The organism is Sorangium sp. So ce1036, assembly GCF_051369805.1.
Taxonomy (GTDB): Bacteria; Myxococcota_A; Polyangia; order Polyangiales; family Polyangiaceae; genus Sorangium; species Sorangium cellulosum_F.
Genome location: NZ_JBBMOX010000001.1, coordinates 4,432,328 through 4,448,909, shown reverse-complemented (window position 1 = coordinate 4,448,909; position 16,582 = coordinate 4,432,328). Strand labels below are relative to the sequence as shown.

The 16,582-nt window shown below is 70.8% G+C and carries 12 protein-coding genes; 3 read left to right on the top strand and 9 right to left on the bottom strand.

Going from position 1 to position 16,582, the window contains the following annotated elements:
- Positions 1–161: 161 nt before the first annotated feature.
- Positions 162–1,172 (bottom strand): zinc-dependent alcohol dehydrogenase family protein, encoded by a 1,011-nt coding sequence (locus WMF31_RS16860; protein WP_436602922.1) that lies wholly within the window; start codon positions 1,170–1,172, stop codon positions 162–164.
- A gap of 50 nt (positions 1,173–1,222) precedes the next feature.
- Positions 1,223–2,206 (bottom strand): DMT family transporter, encoded by a 984-nt coding sequence (locus WMF31_RS16855; protein ID WP_436602921.1) that lies wholly within the window; start codon positions 2,204–2,206, stop codon positions 1,223–1,225.
- Between the two features lie 185 nt (positions 2,207–2,391).
- On the opposite strand from WMF31_RS16855, the gene WMF31_RS16850 reads away from it, so the two are divergent.
- Together WMF31_RS16850 and WMF31_RS16845 are read left to right on the top strand one after the other, a co-directional pair.
- Positions 2,392–3,420: a CAP domain-containing protein gene (locus tag WMF31_RS16850; protein ID WP_436602920.1), complete on the top strand. Its 1,029-nt coding sequence runs from the start codon at positions 2,392–2,394 to the stop codon at positions 3,418–3,420.
- Positions 3,417–4,610 (top strand): GspE/PulE family protein, encoded by a 1,194-nt coding sequence (locus tag WMF31_RS16845; RefSeq protein WP_436602919.1) that lies wholly within the window; start codon positions 3,417–3,419, stop codon positions 4,608–4,610. Before WMF31_RS16850 ends, WMF31_RS16845 begins: the two co-directional genes overlap by 4 nt.
- A gap of 90 nt (positions 4,611–4,700) precedes the next feature.
- Here the strand turns inward: WMF31_RS16845 and WMF31_RS16840 are convergent, their stop codons facing one another.
- The 7 genes from WMF31_RS16840 to WMF31_RS16810 all read right to left on the bottom strand — a co-directional run bounded on the left by WMF31_RS16840 (position 4,701) and on the right by WMF31_RS16810 (position 14,901).
- Entirely contained in the window at positions 4,701–6,092 is a 1,392-nt protein-coding gene (locus WMF31_RS16840; RefSeq protein ID WP_436602918.1) for a GH1 family beta-glucosidase, read from the bottom strand.
- A gap of 18 nt (positions 6,093–6,110) precedes the next feature.
- On the bottom strand, positions 6,111–7,166 hold the full coding sequence (locus WMF31_RS16835; protein ID WP_436602917.1) for an ABC transporter ATP-binding protein: 1,056 nt from the start codon (positions 7,164–7,166) through the stop codon (positions 6,111–6,113).
- A 2-nt stretch (positions 7,167–7,168) separates the two neighbouring features.
- On the bottom strand, positions 7,169–8,131 hold the full coding sequence (locus WMF31_RS16830) for an ABC transporter ATP-binding protein (protein WP_436602916.1): 963 nt from the start codon (positions 8,129–8,131) through the stop codon (positions 7,169–7,171).
- A complete protein-coding gene (locus WMF31_RS16825; protein ID WP_436602915.1) occupies positions 8,121–9,077 on the bottom strand; it encodes an ABC transporter permease in 957 nt (318 codons plus the stop codon). The genes WMF31_RS16830 and WMF31_RS16825 overlap by 11 nt, the downstream gene beginning before the upstream one ends.
- A 24-nt stretch (positions 9,078–9,101) precedes the next feature.
- Positions 9,102–10,079 carry an ABC transporter permease gene (locus WMF31_RS16820; RefSeq protein ID WP_436602914.1) on the bottom strand — a complete coding sequence of 326 codons (978 nt, stop codon included), beginning with the start codon at positions 10,077–10,079 and terminating at the stop codon, positions 9,102–9,104.
- Positions 10,080–10,127: 48 nt separating this feature from the next.
- Complete coding sequence (locus WMF31_RS16815; RefSeq protein ID WP_436602913.1) at positions 10,128–11,837, bottom strand: ABC transporter substrate-binding protein; 1,710 nt, start codon at positions 11,835–11,837, stop codon at positions 10,128–10,130.
- Between the two features lie 718 nt (positions 11,838–12,555).
- The gene (locus tag WMF31_RS16810; RefSeq protein WP_436602912.1) at positions 12,556–14,901 is read right to left on the bottom strand and encodes a right-handed parallel beta-helix repeat-containing protein; all 2,346 of its coding nucleotides are present in this window, start codon (positions 14,899–14,901) and stop codon (positions 12,556–12,558) included.
- Positions 14,902–15,904: 1,003 nt separating this feature from the next.
- Between WMF31_RS16810 and WMF31_RS16805 the strand changes: the two genes are divergently transcribed.
- Complete coding sequence (locus WMF31_RS16805) at positions 15,905–16,573, top strand: hypothetical protein (RefSeq protein WP_436602911.1); 669 nt, start codon at positions 15,905–15,907, stop codon at positions 16,571–16,573.
- Positions 16,574–16,582: the final 9 nt, after the last annotated feature.

The window sequence follows — 16,582 nt, the reverse complement described above, 5'->3', positions numbered from 1 at the left end:
TCTCGCGCGGCCGAGGCGCGTGGCCGGCCGCTGGGTCCGTTCGTAAACGACTTCGGCCCGAGAGGCCACTTCTCGGGAGGACGCCGGAGGGCGACGGAGGCGCCGCGCGGCGCGGCCGCTCGATCCGAAGCGGAGCGCGATCCGACAGGAGCGGATCGCGATCAGAAGCGGATCGCGATCTTCCCGAAATGCCCGCCGCTCTCCATGTGCCTCAGCGCCTCGCGCACCTCGCCGAAGGGGAAGACGCGGTCGATCACCGGCCGGAGCTCGCCCGCGGCGATGGCGCGGTTCATGTCCTCGAACATCGCGCGCGAGCCGACGAAGATGCCCTGCGCCTGGACCTGCTTCATCAGGATCGGGAACAGGTTGAGCTCCGGCGCGCCGCCCGAGAGCACGCCGATGACGCTCACGCGCCCGCCGATGCGCACCGCGCGCAGCGAGCGGACGATCGTGCCGGCGCCGCCCACCTCGACGACGTGATCCACCCCGACGCCGCCGGTGAACGAGATCGCCGGCGCGTCCCACTCGGGCGTCGTGCGGTAGTTGATCGTCGCCGACGCGCCGAGCGCCCTGGCGCGCTCGAGCTTCTCGTCGCTGCTCGACGTGACGATGACGCGCGCGCCTGCCAGGCGGGCGAGCTGCAGCGCGAAGAGGGAGACGCCCCCCGTGCCCTGCACGAGCACCGTCTCGCCCGCCTTGAGGTGGCTCGCCGCGAAGAGCGCGTTCCAGGCGGTCACCGCGGCGCACGGCAGCGACGCGGCCTCCTCGTCCGTGAGGTGCGGCGGGACCGCCACGACCCCCTCCTGGTCGACGAGCACCCGCTCCGAGAGCACGCCGGGCAGCTCCCCGCCGAGCGCCCCCCGCGCCTTGGCCGCGGAGAGCTCCCCGTCGATCCAGCGCTGGTTGAAGATCGGGCTCACGCGGTCGCCGAGCTTCACCCGCGTCACCCCCTCCCCCACGGCCACGACCTCGCCGACGCCGTCGGAGAGCGGCACGAGCGGCAGCGAGAACTTCGGGTTGTAGAGGCCCTTCGCCACGAGCAGGTCGCGGAAGTTCAGCGACGCGGCCTTCATCTTGAGGACGATCTGGCCGGGCCCCGGCTCCGGATCCGGAAGCTCGGTCGGGCGGAGCGCGTCGAGGCCGAACGACCCCTGGAGAGCGAACGCTTTCATGCAGATCCTCCTTCGGTGGAGGTGCGCTATCTCATGTGCGCCGGATCCGGTCAACGCGCCCGGCGCCGCGCCTCGCGCAGCGCCTGGACGGCGAGCCAGAGCCCGGCCGCCATCACCAGCGCCGTCCCGAGCAGCTGGTGCGCCGACGGGATCTCGCCCAGCCAGGCGGCGCCGAGCACGTGCGACAGGACGACCCCCGCGTAGCCGATCGCGCCGATGCGCGCCGCGTTGTCGAGCGCGTAGGCGCGCGTCATGGCGAGCTGCGCGAGGCCGCCGGCGAGCCCCGTCGCGACGAGCAGGGCGCAGCCGAGCAGGTCGGGCGTCCGGAAGCCCGGGATCGAGAGCGCGATCATCACGGCGCTCGCCACGAGCGAGAAGTGCAGCGCGATCGCCTCGGGGCTCGCGCGGGTCTCGCCGGCGCCGATCTTGCGCAGCGAGATCATGGCGAACGCCGAGAAGAGCGCGCCCAGCGTGGCGATCAGGGCGATCTCGCCCGCGATGGCGAGCTCGGGCGCGGCGACCAGCGCGACGCCCGCGAAGGCGAGCAGGATCGAGAGCCAGAGGCCCCGGCTGCTCCGCTCGCCGAGCACCCACGGCGCGAGGAGCGCGACGAAGATCGGGCTCGTCGCGCCGAGCGTGACCGCATCGCCGAGCGCGACCTGCGACGCGCCGAGCGTGTAGAAGGTGCAGAGCATCGCCCCCGTCCCGAAGAGCGAGCGCGCCCACGTGAGGCGCCGGTCGCTCTTGCCCATCGTGAGCGGCGCCCCGCGGGCGAGCGCGACGCCGAGCGCGGTGGCCGCGCCCACCAGCGTGCGCGAGGCGGCCACCTCGGTCCACGGGGCGCGCGCCGACGAGAGCCGCGCGAGGACGTTCATCGCGGCGAAGAGGGCCTGGGCCAGGATCATCCACAGGACGCCCGCGAGAGGCCACCTCGCGCGGCCGCCGCGCTCCGCGGCGAGGACGATCGCGGAGGCCCCGGGAGGGTGCGCGGCGACCGCGCCCTGTGACGACGACGATGTGCTCACGTGGCGCATCGATACCACCTCGCCGGCGGCCACGCCGTCGCGCGCAGGGCGGCGCCTGCCCCTCTGCCCCTCCCGCGCGCGGCAGCGAGGCGCTACCGTCGCGATCGATGCGCGCGATCCATGGAAGCGGGACAACGACGAGGGACGTTCGGCGGAGGGGCTTTCGCGGCGCCACAGGGCTCTGGCTCCTCGGCGTGGGCACCTGCGCGCTCGGGTGCGGCGCGGGCGCCGGGAGGGCGTCGCCGGAGGGGCCGGCCGTGGCCTTCGCCGCGGGGGGAGCGCCGGAGGACGGCGCGCGCCCTGTGGCGGACGAGGCCGCGGGCGCGGCGAAGCACGGCGGCGGCGGCGGCGAGGCGCAGGGCGCCGCGGCGCCGCCCGCGAAGGGCCGGCGGATGACCCGCGCGGAGGCCGCGCGCTACGTGCTCGATCTGGTGAACCGCGATCGGGCCGCGCACGCGCTGCCGCCCGTCGCGTGGGACGAGACCGCGGCCCGCGCGGGCCGGCGGCACGCGGAGGACATGGTCCGGGTGGGCTTCACCGGCCACTGGGGCAGCGACGGCTCGGTCCCGGAGGAGCGCTACACGACGGCCGGCGGCGACGGGTTCGTGATGGAGAACGCGGGCTGCTTCGCCGACGGGGTCCCGCGCGAGCTCGATCCGGATCCGCGCTTCTCCGCGGAGAGCCTCGAGCGGGTGCACCGCGCCTTCATGAACGAGAAGCCCCCGGCCGACGGGCACCGGCGCAATGTGCTCACCGCGTCGCACACGTCGCTCGGGGTCGGGCTGGCCAAGGCGAAGGGGCTCGACATCGCCTGCATGGCGCAGGAGTTCGTCGACGAGTACGGGACGTACCAGCCGCTCCCGAGGCGGGCGCGGGTCGGCGAGGTGATCCGCGTCGCCGGCGAGCTCCGGCCGCCCGCGAAGATCGCGGGCGTGGGGATCTCGCGGATCGAGCACGGCGCGCCGATCAAGGCGGAGAGGCTGCTCCGGATGGGCGGATATGCCATCCCGCAGCCCCACGCGACCTTCTTCCCGAAGGGCTACAAGACGCCTATTCCTCTGGAGGTGAACGGCAACCGGTTCAGCATCCAGGTCCCGCTCGACGACAAAGGGCGGGGAGGCCGCTACGGCGTCAGCGTGTGGGCGACGTTCCCCGGGTCGAACGAGCTCAAGATGGTGTCGCTCCGCACCGTCGACGTGGGCGGCAAGGGAGGCGCGCGATGACCATCAGCCGCCCCCCCGCGTCGTCGTCGTCCGAGGAGCTCGACGCCGTCAAGGTGCTGAACCACCTGGTCCGCCGCGCGGTCTCGATGGGCGCGAGCGACATCCACGTCGAGCCGAAGCGCGACACCCTCCGCGTGCGCTACCGCGTCGACGGCGTGATGGTGCCCCAGGGGCAGATCCCGCTCGAGCTCGCGCCGTCGCTCGCCTCGCGCGTGAAGGTGCTCGCGCGGATGGACATGACCGAGCGGCGGCTGCCGCAGGACGGCCAGTTCAGCCTGGAGCTGCACGGCCACCCGCTCATCCACCTGCGCGCCTCGACGTTCCCCGCGATCCACGGCGAGACGCTCGTGCTGCGCGTGCTGCTCAGCCACCAGCTGATCCCGCTCGACAAGCTCGGGCTCGCCAAGGACGACCTGCCGCGCGTCGAGCGGCTCGCCGACCGCCCGTCGGGGCTCATCGCGGTGTGCGGGCCGACCGGGTCGGGCAAGACGTCGACGCTCTACTCGCTCATCAAGGTGATGAAGACCAGCGAGCTCAGCATCGTGACGCTGGAAGATCCGATCGAGGTCGAGTTCGCGGACATCACGCAGGGGCAGGCCAACCCGAGGCAGGGCTTCACGTTCGCGACGGGCCTGCGCGCGATCCTGCGCCAGGACCCGGACGTGATCATGGTGGGCGAGATGCGCGATCCGGAGACCGCGCAGATCGCGCTGCAGGCGAGCCTCACCGGGCACCTCGTGCTGTCGACGCTGCACACCTCGGACGCGGTCGACACGGTCGCCCGCCTCGTGGACCTCGGCGCGGAGTCGTGGATCGTGGCGAACGCCCTGCTCGCGGTGATCGCGCAGCGGCTCGTGCGGCGGCTCTGCGAGGAGTGCGCGGAGACGTACGAGCTCGAGAGCGCCGTGACGAGCGACGACGGAGACCGGATCCTCATCGAGAAGGGCACCGAGCTGAAGCGCGCCGTGGGGTGCCCGACGTGCCATCAGACGGGCTACCGGGGCCGGCTCGGGCTGTTCGAGGTGCTGGAGCTCGACGACGATCTGCGGGAGCTCATCAAGGGGCGCGCGGGGAAGCGGGCGTACCGGGAAGGCGCGCGCAAGGCGGGGCTCTTGCCGCTCCGCGAGGCCGGGCTCCTGCGGGTGAAGGAGGGGGTCACCACCCTCGATGAGGTGCTCCGGGTGACGTGAACGTGGCGTGAACGGGCCCGAGGCGCGGAGGAGAGCGCCTCGGCGCCTCGCGGATCTCCGGAGCGCCGCGCGGTCTGCGGCGCGTCGCGATCAGACGGCCTGAGCGTCGCCGTCATCCACCGCGTTGGCGGCGATGACGCGCTTGTACCAGAGCGCGCTGTCCTTCGGGATGCGCCGCTGCGTCTCGTAGTCGACCCAGACGATGCCGAACCGCTGGGAGTAGCCGCGATCCCACTCGTAGTTGTCCAGGAGCGACCACACGAAATACCCCGCGAGCGGCACCCCCGCGTCGATCGCGCGGCGCGCCGCGATGAAGTGGTCACGCAGGAACCGGAGCCGCTGCTCGTCCCGGACACGGCCGCTCGCGTCCGGCGCGGTCGAGTACGCGGCGCCGTTCTCGGTCACGTAGATCTTCCTCGGCCCGTACTCCAGGTGCAGCCGCGTGAGCAGCTGACGCAGGCCGTCCGGGTACACCTCCCAGCCCATCTCGGTCTGCTCCGCCTCGGACGCGACCTTCTCGGTCCTCGGCAGGTTCTGCTCCTCGGGCACCTTGCTGCTCCGCTGGATCATCCGGGTGTAGTAGTTGAGACCCAGGAAGTCGCACTGCGTCGCGATGATCTCGAGATCGCCCGGCTTGCACTCGGTCAATCCCTCCGGCGGGAGGTGGCCGAGCGCGATGTAGTCCGCGATCATGTCCGCCGGGTAGTGCCGGCCGTACAGCGGATCGAGGAACCAGCGGCTGAAGTAGCCGTCATAGTGGCGCGCGGCGTCATAATCCGCGGCGCTCGGCGACGCGGGCGTCGCGAGGTTCATGTTGAGCGTGATGCCCACCTCGGCGCCGGGGCTGTTCTTCCGCAGCACGGGCACCGCGAGGCCGTGCGAGAGCAGGAGGTGATGGCTCACCGCCAGCGCCTTGCGGAAGTCGCGCAGGCCGGGCGCGTGGATCCCCTTCTCGTAGCTGAGGAACGCCGTGCACCACGGCTCGTTGTGGGTGACCCACTTCTTCACGCGATCGCCGAGCTTCCGGCTCACCGCGTCGGCGAGCTCCACGAACGCGTCCGCCGTGGAGCGGTGTTGCCAGCCGCCCACCTCGTCCTGGAGCACCTGCGGCAAGTCCCAGTGGAACAGCGTCACGTACGGCTCGATGCCGGCCTCGAGCAGGCCGTCCACCAGGCGGCTGTAGAAGTCGAGCCCCTTCTGGTTCACCGCGCCGCGCCCGTTCGGGAGGATCCGCGGCCACGCGATCGAGAACCGGTAGGCCATCATGCCCAGGCTCTTCATGAGCGCGATGTCCTCGGGCCAGCGATGGTAGTGGTCGCACGCGATGTCGCCGTGGGTCCCGTCGACGATCATCCCCGGGGTCTTCGCGAATCGATCCCAGATCGACTCGCTTCGACCATCCTCGCTCGTGGCCCCTTCGATCTGATAAGCGGAAGTCGCGACCCCCCAAACGAATTTGTCAGGAAATCTCCAGGACGGCATGTCTTCTCGTCGTTCTCCTCAGACGGCCGCAGCCTCGACGGAGGCGGGCACCTTTCGCTCGTGGTGCGCGGAAGCCGCGACCGAGCCGGGCGGGAAGAGGTGGCAGCGGACCCAGTGCCCCGAGCCGAGATCGGCGGTCTCCGGCATCTGCTCCCGGCACGTGTTCATCACGCTCGGGCACCGGTCGGCGAACGGGCAGCCGGGCGGCGGGTTGATGAGCTTCGGCGCGCCCGAGCGGGCCGGGAGCTCGCTCCGGATCGAGCCCTGCGGATCCGGCACCGCCGAGAGCAGGAGCTTCGTGTAGGGGTGCGCCGGCTGCTGCATCAGCTCCTCGCTGGGCGCGCCCTCCACGATGTGACCCGCGTACATCACCATCGTCCGATCGGCGACGTAGCGCGCGCTCGCGATGTCGTGCGTGATGTAGAGGTACGAGATGCCGCGCTCCTCCTTGAGGCGCTCCATGAGGTTCAGGACGCCCATGCGGATCGAGACGTCGAGCATCGAGATCGGCTCGTCCGCCAGGATCACCGAGGGATCCACGGCCAGGGCGCGCGCGATGGCCACGCGCTGCCGCTGCCCGCCCGAGAGCTGATGCGGGAACTTGGCCGCGACCTCCGCGGCGGGGTTGAGATCGACGGTCGTGAGGAGCGAGTGCACCTTCTCCCGGAGCTCCGCGGGGCTCCTGGCCTTGCCGTGGAGCAGGAGCGGCCGCTCCAGGTGATAGCCGATCGTGTGCACCGGGTTCAGCGAGCCGAACGGGTCCTGGAAGATCATCTGCACCTGCCCGCGGTAGGCGAGCGAGGCGCGCGACGGCTCTTCCTTGAGGATATCCCTGCCCTTGAACAGGATCTTCCCGCTGCTCGGGGGCATCAGCCGCGCGAGCAGCCGCGCGATCGTGCTCTTGCCGCTGCCCGACTCACCGACCAGCGCGATGACCTCGCGCTCGCCCAGCGAGAACGAGGCGTCGTGGAGCGCCCGGAGCTGCTGCGTGCGGAGGCCGCCGCCGACCGTGAAGTACTTGCCGAGGCTCACCACATCGAGGACAGGCGAGGCGGAGGGGTGCGTCATCGTCATCGTCAGGTGTAGAGGTGGCAGGCGCCGCGGTGCTCGGGCGCGATTTCACGAAGGACCGGCAGCTCGCTCCGGCAGGGCTCGAAGACCTGGGAGCACCGGGGGTGGAACCGGCAGCCGGGCGGCGGATTGCGCATGTCCGGCGGTGAGCCGGGGATGCCCTGCAGCCTCCGGCGCGGACCGCGGACCGAGGGGAAGGACCCGAGGAGCCCCTGCGTGTAGGGGTGCTTCGGGTCGCTGAACAGGTCCTTGGCGCGGGCGGTCTCCGCGAGCTTGCCCGCGTAGAGGACGGCGATGCGCGTCGAGAACTCCGCGATGAGCGAGAGGTCGTGCGTGATGAAGAGGATCGAGAAACCCAGCCGGTCCTTGAGATCGGCGATCTGCTGGAGGATCTCCTTCTGCACCACGACGTCGAGCGCCGTCGTGGGCTCGTCCATGATGAGGAACGGCGGCCGGAGCGCCATCGCGATCGCGATCACGACGCGCTGGCGCATGCCGCCCGAGAGCTGGTGGGGGTAGCTGCTCAGGCGCGAGGTGTCGATGCCGACCAGCTTGAGCAGCGCCGCCGCGCGCTCCAGCGCCTCCGCCGGCTTTACCCCGTCGTGCGCGATGATCGGATCGGCGATCTGCTCGCCGATGGTGAGCACCGGGTTGAGCGCGTTCATCGCGCTCTGGAACACCAGCGCCACCTTCCGCCAGCGGAACGCGCGGAGCTGCTCCTCGTTCATCGACAGGACGTCCTGCCCCGCGAAGAACACGCGCCCGCCCGTGATGACCGCCGGCGGCTTGAGGAGCCGCATGATCGCCTGCGCGACCGTGGACTTGCCGCTGCCGGACTCGCCCGCGAGGCCGAGCACCTCGCCGGGCGCGATGTCGAACGAGACGTTGTCGACCGCGCAGACCGGGCCGGCCGGGGTCATGAACTCGACCCGGAGATCCTGAACTGAGAGAAGCGGACTAGCTGCCATGGGTCCTCACCACCGGCGTCGACGGGCCCACCGCGACCTTGCGGCTCTTGAGCAGGCGCAACCAGGACCCCTCCGCGCGAAGCCGCGGATTCGAGATCTCGTCGATCGCGTACATGATCATCGTGAGCGCGAACCCGACGAGCGCGACGCACAGGCCCGTGGGCACGATGGTCCACCAGGCGCCCGTGAGGAGCGCTGCGTTGTTGCTCGCCCAGTAGAGGTTCGTCCCCCACGTCACGGCGCTCAGGTCGCCGAGCCCGAGGTACTCGAGGCCGACCTGCGCGCCGATGGCGTACACCGTCGCGCTGATGAAGCCGGACATGAGGAGCGACGTCATGTTCGGCAAGATCTCGCGGAAGATGATGCGCATGCTGCCCTCGCCGCTCACGATCGCCGCGGACACGAAGTCCTTCTCGCGCAGCGAGAGCACCTGCGACCGGAGGACGCGCGCGTTCCACGCCCAGCCGGTGATCACGAGCACGAGCAGGATGGTGAGCGGCCCCGCCGGCAGGTAGGCCGCGATGACGACGGCCATCGGCAGCCCGGGGATGATCAGGAAGACGTTCGTCATGAGCGAGAGGACGGCGTCGATCTTCCCGCCGAAATAGCCCGCCGCCATGCCGATCAGCGCGCCGATCGCCATGACCACGAAGCCCGTGGCGAAGCCGACGGCCAGCGACACCCGCGCGCCGACGATCGTCTGCGCGAGCACGTCCTGCCCCTGCCCCGTGGTGCCGAAGAGGTGCTCGGCCGACGGCGGCTCGTGCGGCATGCCCACGAACGCATGCGGATCCTGCCCGGCGATCGAGGGCCCGAACAGGGCGAGCAGCACGAAGAAGAGCACGATGATCGTGCCCACCATCGCCTTGCGGTTCGAGAGGAGGAGGCGGAACCAGCCCATCGCACGGGACGGGCCGCTCCCGCTGTTCCCTTGTTGCGCAGCCATCACTTCTCCTGGACTTTCGGGCCCTCAGCGCGCCCGGGCGCGGGGGTCAAGGAACACGTACATCACGTCGACCAGGAAGTTCGCCGCCAGCACGGCCAGCGTGATCGTAAGGAAGATCCCCTGCATCAACGGATAATCTTGGTTTCGAACAGCCTGAATGAGCAGGTAGCCCTGCCCCGGGTACGAGAAGACGATCTCGGTGAGCAGCGAGCCGCCCAGCACGAACCCGAGCGCCATGCCGAAGCCGGTGACGTTGGGGAGGAGCGCGTTCCGCGCGGCGTAGCTGAACATCACCCGCCACTGCGAGAGCCCCTTGGCCTGCGCCATCGTGATGTAATCCTCGGCGAGGACGGTGACCATCGCGCTGCGCATGCCGATCATCCAGCCGCCGATGGTGGCGATGACGATCGCCATCGCGGGCAGGACCAGGTGCATCAGCACGCTTCCGAGGAACTCCGCGGTCCAGGCAGGCGTGAGCGTGTCGCTGTAGGCGTGGCGCAGCGGGAACGCCCCGAGCACGAACCCGAAGATGTAGAGGCCCACCATCGCGAGCCAGAAGTACGGGAACGCCCCCAGGAACGCGAGCAGCGGCGGCAGGGAGGAGTCGAGCCAGCCACCCCGCCGCCACGTCGCGACAACGCCGAGCAGCGACCCCACCGTGAAGCTGATGACCACGGCGGTGCCCGACAGGAGGATCGTCCAGCCGAGCCCCGTCGCGATCACATCCGTCACCTTGGCGGGGAAGTGGGCCACGGACAGGCCCAGATCACCGCGGAACGTGTGGTTCAGGTAGGTGAAATACTGCTGGATGAGCGGCTCCCCCGTGAACCCGAACGCCTTGCGTAGCGCGTCGATCGCTTCCGGTTGGAGCTGGCCTCGGAAGCGCGCGAACATCGCCGAGGCGGGATCGCCCGGCATCATCCGCGGGATAAGGAAGTTCAGGGTGAGCGATGCCCACGCCGCGATAAGATACAAGCCCAGCTGTCGCAGAAGGTAACGCACTGACGATCTCTCTTCTAACCTGGTCTCCGACTCAGGTCACGCTCAACTTCACTTCGGCTTGAGCTCAGTGAGGACGAGCAGGTACTCGGGTGGGTTGTTCGGCGAGAGCTTCGCGTACGGGTTCTCCTTGCTCGGGAACCCCGTGAAGCGCTTCGTGTTGTACTCACCCCAGGAGGGCCCGGGGAACAGCGGGATGGACGGCACCGTCTCGACGAAGAGCATCTGGAGCTGGTCGAGGATCTTCTTCTGATCCGCGGTCGCCGTCGCCGCCTCGAACGCCTCGAAGAGAGGATCCGCCTGCTTGGCGCCGAAGCGGTGCCAGTTGCGCGCGGCCGCCTCCCCGACCGGTCGCACGGTCGCGGTGCCCAGGAGGTCGCGATAGAAGTTGTAGGGCGTCGGCTCCTCGTTCGACCAGCCCATCGACAGATCGAACGTGCCCTTCTGGAGCGCCTCGAAGAATGCGCTGAAGTCGTACGTCTTCAGCGTGACATCGACGCCGACCCCTTTCAACTGCTGCGTGACGATCTGCGCCGCGCGCACCCAGTCGGACCAGCCCGTCACAACGTTGATGTCGAAGCGCAGCGGCTTCCCGTCCTTCGCCCGGGTGCCGTCCGCCCCCTTGGCATAGCCCGCCTCGTCGAGCAGCTGGTTCGCCTTGGCCACGTCGAACTTGACCCAGTCGCCCGCCTCGACCGCCTTCGGGTTGCGCCAGCGCTCGTGCGCGTCGCTGAGCGCGGTCGCGTCCGCCGGCCGCGTGTAGTTGTTCATGGCGACCTTGACGATCTGCTCGCGGTCGAGCGCCATGCTGAGCGCCTTGCGCAGTCTCACGTCGTCGAGCGGCTTCTTCGTCGTGTTCGTGTAGACGAACACGGTGCTCCCGACGAGCGGGAACCAGTAGTGGTGATTCGCCGGGTCCTTGCCGACGTAGACCTTCTCGATCTCCGGGACGAAATTGCCAGCCCAGTCGACCTCGCCGTTCAGGAGCGCCAGGTTCGCCTGATCGTTGCCCGGGTAAGCCGGGAAACGAAGGCCCTTGATCGCGGGCTTACCCTCCTGCCAGTAGTTCGGGTTCCGGCCGAGCTCGTAAATCTGGTTCTGGAACGTCTTGACCTCGGTGAACGGCCCCGTCGCGACCGGGTTCTCGTTCGTGTACGTGACCGGATCCGTCACGTCCTTCCACTTGTGCTCCGGCACGATCGGCTGGTGGCCGAGGTACGTGAGCCCGGGGACGTACGGCCGCGTCAGCGTGAACTCGACCGTCGTGTCGTCCTTGGCCTCGATCGCGCTCAGCCACTTCCAGACGCCGTGCAGATCGAGCGCGGCGTGCTTCTTCAGGAGCCCGAAGGTGAAGGCCACATCCTTTGCCGTGAACGGCTGGCCATCGGACCACTTGACGTTGGAGCGCGTCGTGAAGGTGAGCGTCTTGTTCCCGTTGCTCCACTCGTACTTCGACGCGAGCCACGGGGTGAACTCACCCTTCATGGTGTTGTAAACGAGGAGCGGCTCGTAAATGCCAGCCACGGTTGGCCAGCGAACATTGCCCGGCGCGAGCAGGGGGTTGAAGTTGCGCACCCACGAGGCTTGCTGCTCGATGGAGACGGTAAGGAAGGTATCGGTCGCGGGCTTGGCAGCCGTCAGGGGGGCCTTCTGCCCTTCAGGCGTGGGCTTGGGCTGCTTGTCGCAGCCCGTCATCGCACCGACCGAAAGAAGCAGCGCCGACAGGACAAGCGTCCGGCGCGGCAAGAACCAGTCCCTCATCAGAATGCTCCTCGCGGGCCCGTGTGGGCACGCCCGAGTACCCACCGTCCCTCTCCCACGTCATTCTTGTTCACTGGGAGCCGCCGCTCGACCAGAGCGACCTCGCCGGAGTTCGGCCCCGCGCCGCAGCGCACCATACCGGCATGCAGACGTTGGCACTGTAGCGGTCGTCGTACATCAGTGTCAACGGGATTCGAGGCGGCCTTGATGTTCTCGTGCCTCGTCCTCACGTGCGCTTTCAGAGCGAATGTCGTGGCGCGTCATGCCTCGCAGCAGCAACGCAGTCTCACGGAGCCATCACGCACCGCCCCCCACGCGTCACGTGGAACGAGAAGCAGACACTGACACTGTTATTTTCCTGAACCACAGTAAGAAAGAAGCGGGCCTTTGGCGGGTCGTTGCAGAGCCTCTCTACCAGAGGCGTGCCGCCCGTGACAAGACCAGAATTTTCCATTTTCTTGACGGCCGGCGGAGGGCAGCGCTCGCACGGTCAGCGCTGGACGCGCTCCGTCCTGGTGCAGGAGATCCTGTCAGGAACGCGCGTCGATGCGGCGGGTGGGCGCAAGGGTCCAGTGCGGGCGCGCGACTCGACGGCTGGGAGCTCGTCCCCGCATCGAGCGTCGGCGGACGTCAGATGTCCACAATGTATCCATTCGATGTCTCCGGCGTTGCGCGGCGCGGGGAGCGGGCGGGCTGAAGGGAGCAAGGTGGCCCATCGTCACAGGAGCGGTGGAGCGGAGAGCGGCACCCGGAGGCCGCCGCCGATGAGCTCGTCCGCCGCCCTGTTGTCGACGAACACGCTCCCCTTCCCGACGTCGGGCGCCTCGCCGCCCTGCACGACCAGGCCGAAGAGATTGCCCGATGCGCGCACCCGGGAGAGGCGACCCGAGCTCCGGTCGTACAGGATCCCCGCCCGCGCGCAGCCGGTCACCCGGACGTCCGTGAGGACGGCCGTGGACCCGGCGATCGCCAGGACACCGTCGGCCACGACGTCGTCGCGCCGCTCGCCCTCCGCGGCACGGCGGCCGCCCAGCACTCCGTCGACGAGCGCGCGGGAGACCTCGGCCTCGGCGCTGAACAGCGCCAGGCCGGCCGTACGGCTCGTCCGGAGGAGCGACGAGGTGAGCCGGAGCTTGTAGTTCACCGCGGCGACGCCGATGCCGCCGCGGTCGTCCCCGTCGGCGCCCGCGGTGTCCTGCACGAGATCGCCCGTGATCTCGACCTCGCCGTCCGGCCGCTCTGCGAAGAGGAGGACGCCGACGGAGCGGTTGCCGCTCACGGCGTTGCCCGCGAGCACCGCGCGGGCGCCCTGGTAGATGACGATCCCCTGCCCCACCGGCAGGCTGCGGTCCGGCGCGACGTGCCCTTCGACGAGGTTGCCTGTCACCTTGGCCTCCGACCCGAGGTATCCCACCGACAGGCCAGCCCCCTCGTTGTCGCGAATGGCGTTCGAGGCGAGCGTCGCGCGGCCATCCACCACGCTCACCCCGGCGCCGCCGCCCCACACCCCTTCGGCGAAGGTCCCCTCGATGAGGTTGCCCTCGGCGATGAGCTCCGCGGACAGATCCGCCACATGAACTCCGGACGCGCGGTTCTTCCAGACGGCGCTGTCGCGGAGGTGCAGCGTCGCCCCGCGGGCGACGGCGACCCCGACGCCGCCCAGCGGCGACGCGGGCGCGGCCGCGACGGTGCCCTGGATCAGGCTCCGCGTCACCTCCGCCGCGGTGTCCACGCCGATGGCGGCGACGCCGACCTCCGCGTTGCGCAGGACCACGCTCGTGTCGACCGCGACGCGCGACCGCAGGGCCGCGTGAACGCCGACGCCGTAGGTGAGGCCGTCCGGCCCCGGGTTCGTCCCCTCGACGAGCGCGCCGGACACGCGCGCCGAGGCGCCCGTGGTCGCGAAGATCCCCGATAGCCGGTTTCCGATGAGCGCCGTGCGCTCGATCGACGCCTCGGCGCCGTCGCGGACGACGAGCCCCTGGCCGTCGCCGAGGTGCTCCGACGGCGCCGTGCCCTCGATGAGGCTGCCCACCACGGCCGCCGTGGTCCGGGCGTGAGCCGCCGAGACGCCGGCGGCCTGGTTGCCGGTGACGGCGCTCTCCTTCACCGAGAGCGCGCCGCCGCTCTCCGCGAGGGCGCCGACCCCCGCGCCCGCGGCGCCGGGGCGCGTCCCGTCGATCCAGCTCTGCGCGACCGAGAGCCGCGCGCCGCCGCTCGCCACCACGCCGGCATGGACAGCGCTCCTGATGTGAACGCGCTCGAGCGCCACGGCGGTCGCGCCCGTCGCGACCACGCCGGCGCCTTCCCCGCCGAGCTCGATCCCGCGGAGCGTCACCTCCCCCGCGTCGAGCACGGACACGATCGCGGGAGGGTGGACGATGGTGCTCACCCCGCGGACCCGTACGCGCGCGGCGCACCGGCCGACGACCGCGAGCGACCTCGTGATGACGACCGGCTCGTCGTAGGTCCCTCCCGCGAGCGCGATCGTCCCGCCCTCGGCGACGAGCTCCAGCGCCGCCGAGAGCGTGGTCAGCGGCCTCTCTTCGGAGCCGTCGCTGTCCTCGCCGGAGTAGCTCGGGTCCACATAGAGGTTTCCGGGCCCGCGAGGGATGTTCCCCCACGGCCCGCTCCCGCAGCCGTTGGGGCCGTCGACGGTGACGCACCCCGCGTCCGGCGCGGCGAACGTGCCTGTCGGGCACTTCGCCATGGTCGGCCTGCACAGCCCGTCGTCGCCCACGAACTCCGGAGCGCACCGCGGAATGCCGACGGCGATACACCCCTCGTCGAACTTCGGGATCGTCCCCGGGGGGCACTTCGCCATCGCGGGGTGGCAGAGGCCATCGTCCTCCACGAACAGGTCGGCGCACCCCTGGATGCCCACTGGCATGCACCCGTCGGGGCCGAGCACGTGCCCGCGCGCGCAGCGCTCCGCGACGCTCTCGCCTTCGCGCGTCGCGCCGGCGCCCCGCACCGGGGGATTGCACCCCGCGGCGAGCAGCGAGAGCCCCGCCATGCAGGCGGCCAGCCGGAATGACCCCGGGCGCGTTGCGCCAGTGCGCATGCGATACCCTCCCTGGAGAGCGCGCGCCGTGCTCGCCCGCGCCTCCGCCTCTGCGGTTGATCTCTCCCCCGAGCGCCCGCAGCAGCCCGAGGGCCGCGCGTGTCCTGCCTGGACCGGCGCTCCACGCACGTCAGCGCGCTGCTGGTGAGCTCGCTGCTGGGGAGTCCGCGGCGATGACGAGGACAGCGCCAGATCGACGCTGCGCGAACTCCTTCAGCGTAATGGATCTTACAACAGGAGACGGGCTCCTGCCAGGCGCAGGAGTCGCGATCGAGCCGACTTTCCCTGCAGCGCTGCGGACAGCCGCGTCGCGCTGATCTCATCGGCGGGACGTTGCGCGCTGACAGCCGTTCCTGCTGCCTCGCGGGGCCGCCGTCCGCGACTTACGGCGGCGGCGACGCCGTCGTTCCGGACGACGGCGGGAGCAGCGCAGCAGAGCGCGCGGCGTGGGATCCGCGCGACGCGGCCGGGGTCGCCGCGGGGCGGGCGCCGCTCGGGGGCCGTATCGGACGAGGTGGGCTGAGCAGGGCGTGACCAGACGCCGCGGCCGTGCGCGCGCGCTGCCGTCGAGGAGCGGTGGTATCGAGTCGACGCGGCCCTCGATTGCAGAGATCGACCGGGTCTTCGGAAATGCGGTTTGCAGGGCCAGACAAAGCCGCAAGTCGGGCCACTCTCATCCCGTCCCGCCGCGCGCCGCGCGCCGCGCGCCCCGCGGGGCGCGGCGACATTTGCCTTTCTCCAGCGCCCTGGAGCGTCCCACATCGGCGCTCCGAGGCGGCGGCGAGACGCGCGGCGCGGCGGGGCTCCGGCGCGATGAAACGGGGCCAGAATCCCCGCGGGGCGCGGCTTCAGACAATGCATCTTCGCCGTCGCCGTCCGGCGGCCACATAACACCGATGTGGCAGCGTCTGCACACGAGCTCTCGGGCACGCAGCCTGCTCTCCACGCCGCTCAACATGCCGCCGCGGACCTGGGGTCGTCGCGGGGCATGGAAGGAGGACGGATGATTAGCTCAATCGATATGAAGATGGCGCAAGCGGCGATGCTCCTGGCTGCGTTGATGACCGGATGCGCAGTCGACGCGGTGGATCTGGAAGAAGCCGACTTGGAGCAGGCCGACGTCGACGTGGCGTCGAGCGCGCAGGCGTTGGAGGAGCAGGAGCAGGAAGAGCCGCGCGGCGGCCCGCTGCCGGGGCTGCCGGGCAAGACCGATGTCGGTCAGATCCCCGGCAAGGGTGGGCCGATCGGCCTGCCGGGCGGGGGGCCCATCGGCAAGGGCGGGCCCATCGGCATCGGCGGGCCGGGCGGGCCGATCGGGCAGGGGCCGGTCGGGCAGGGGCCGGGTGGCATGCCGCTCGGCGGGCCGTTTGGCGGCGGCATGCCGCTTGGCGGCGGGCCGTTCGGCGGCATGCCGTTCGGCGGCGGGCTGGGCGGCGGCATTGGCTATCCGGGCGGTTTCGGTCCCGGGTTCGGCCCCGGGGCCGGGCTCCCGTACGGCGGCCTGGGTGGCCCCTATGGCGGCCCTGGCCTCGGCGGCCTGGGTGGCCCCTATGGCGGCCCTGGCCTCGGCGGCCTGGGTGGCCCCTATGGCGGCCCTGGCCTCGGCGGCCTGGGGTATGGCGGCTTCGGGTCTCCTGGCCTGGGCGGCCTTGGCCTCGGCGGCCCCTTCTGACGTCGTTCC

Coding starts and splice junctions, on each gene's coding strand:
- WMF31_RS16860 (WP_436602922.1), bottom strand. CDS start 1,172: ATGAAAGCGTTCGCTCTCCAGGGGTCGTTCGGCCTCGACGCGCTCCGC.
- WMF31_RS16855 (WP_436602921.1), bottom strand. CDS start 2,206: ATGCGCCACGTGAGCACATCGTCGTCGTCACAGGGCGCGGTCGCCGCG.
- WMF31_RS16845 (WP_436602919.1), top strand. CDS start 3,417: ATGACCATCAGCCGCCCCCCCGCGTCGTCGTCGTCCGAGGAGCTCGAC.
- WMF31_RS16840 (WP_436602918.1), bottom strand. CDS start 6,092: ATGCCGTCCTGGAGATTTCCTGACAAATTCGTTTGGGGGGTCGCGACT.
- WMF31_RS16835 (WP_436602917.1), bottom strand. CDS start 7,166: ATGACGATGACGCACCCCTCCGCCTCGCCTGTCCTCGATGTGGTGAGC.
- WMF31_RS16830 (WP_436602916.1), bottom strand. CDS start 8,131: ATGGCAGCTAGTCCGCTTCTCTCAGTTCAGGATCTCCGGGTCGAGTTC.
- WMF31_RS16825 (WP_436602915.1), bottom strand. CDS start 9,077: ATGGCTGCGCAACAAGGGAACAGCGGGAGCGGCCCGTCCCGTGCGATG.
- WMF31_RS16815 (WP_436602913.1), bottom strand. CDS start 11,837: ATGAGGGACTGGTTCTTGCCGCGCCGGACGCTTGTCCTGTCGGCGCTG.
- WMF31_RS16810 (WP_436602912.1), bottom strand. CDS start 14,901: ATGCGCACTGGCGCAACGCGCCCGGGGTCATTCCGGCTGGCCGCCTGC.
- WMF31_RS16805 (WP_436602911.1), top strand. CDS start 15,905: ATGATTAGCTCAATCGATATGAAGATGGCGCAAGCGGCGATGCTCCTG.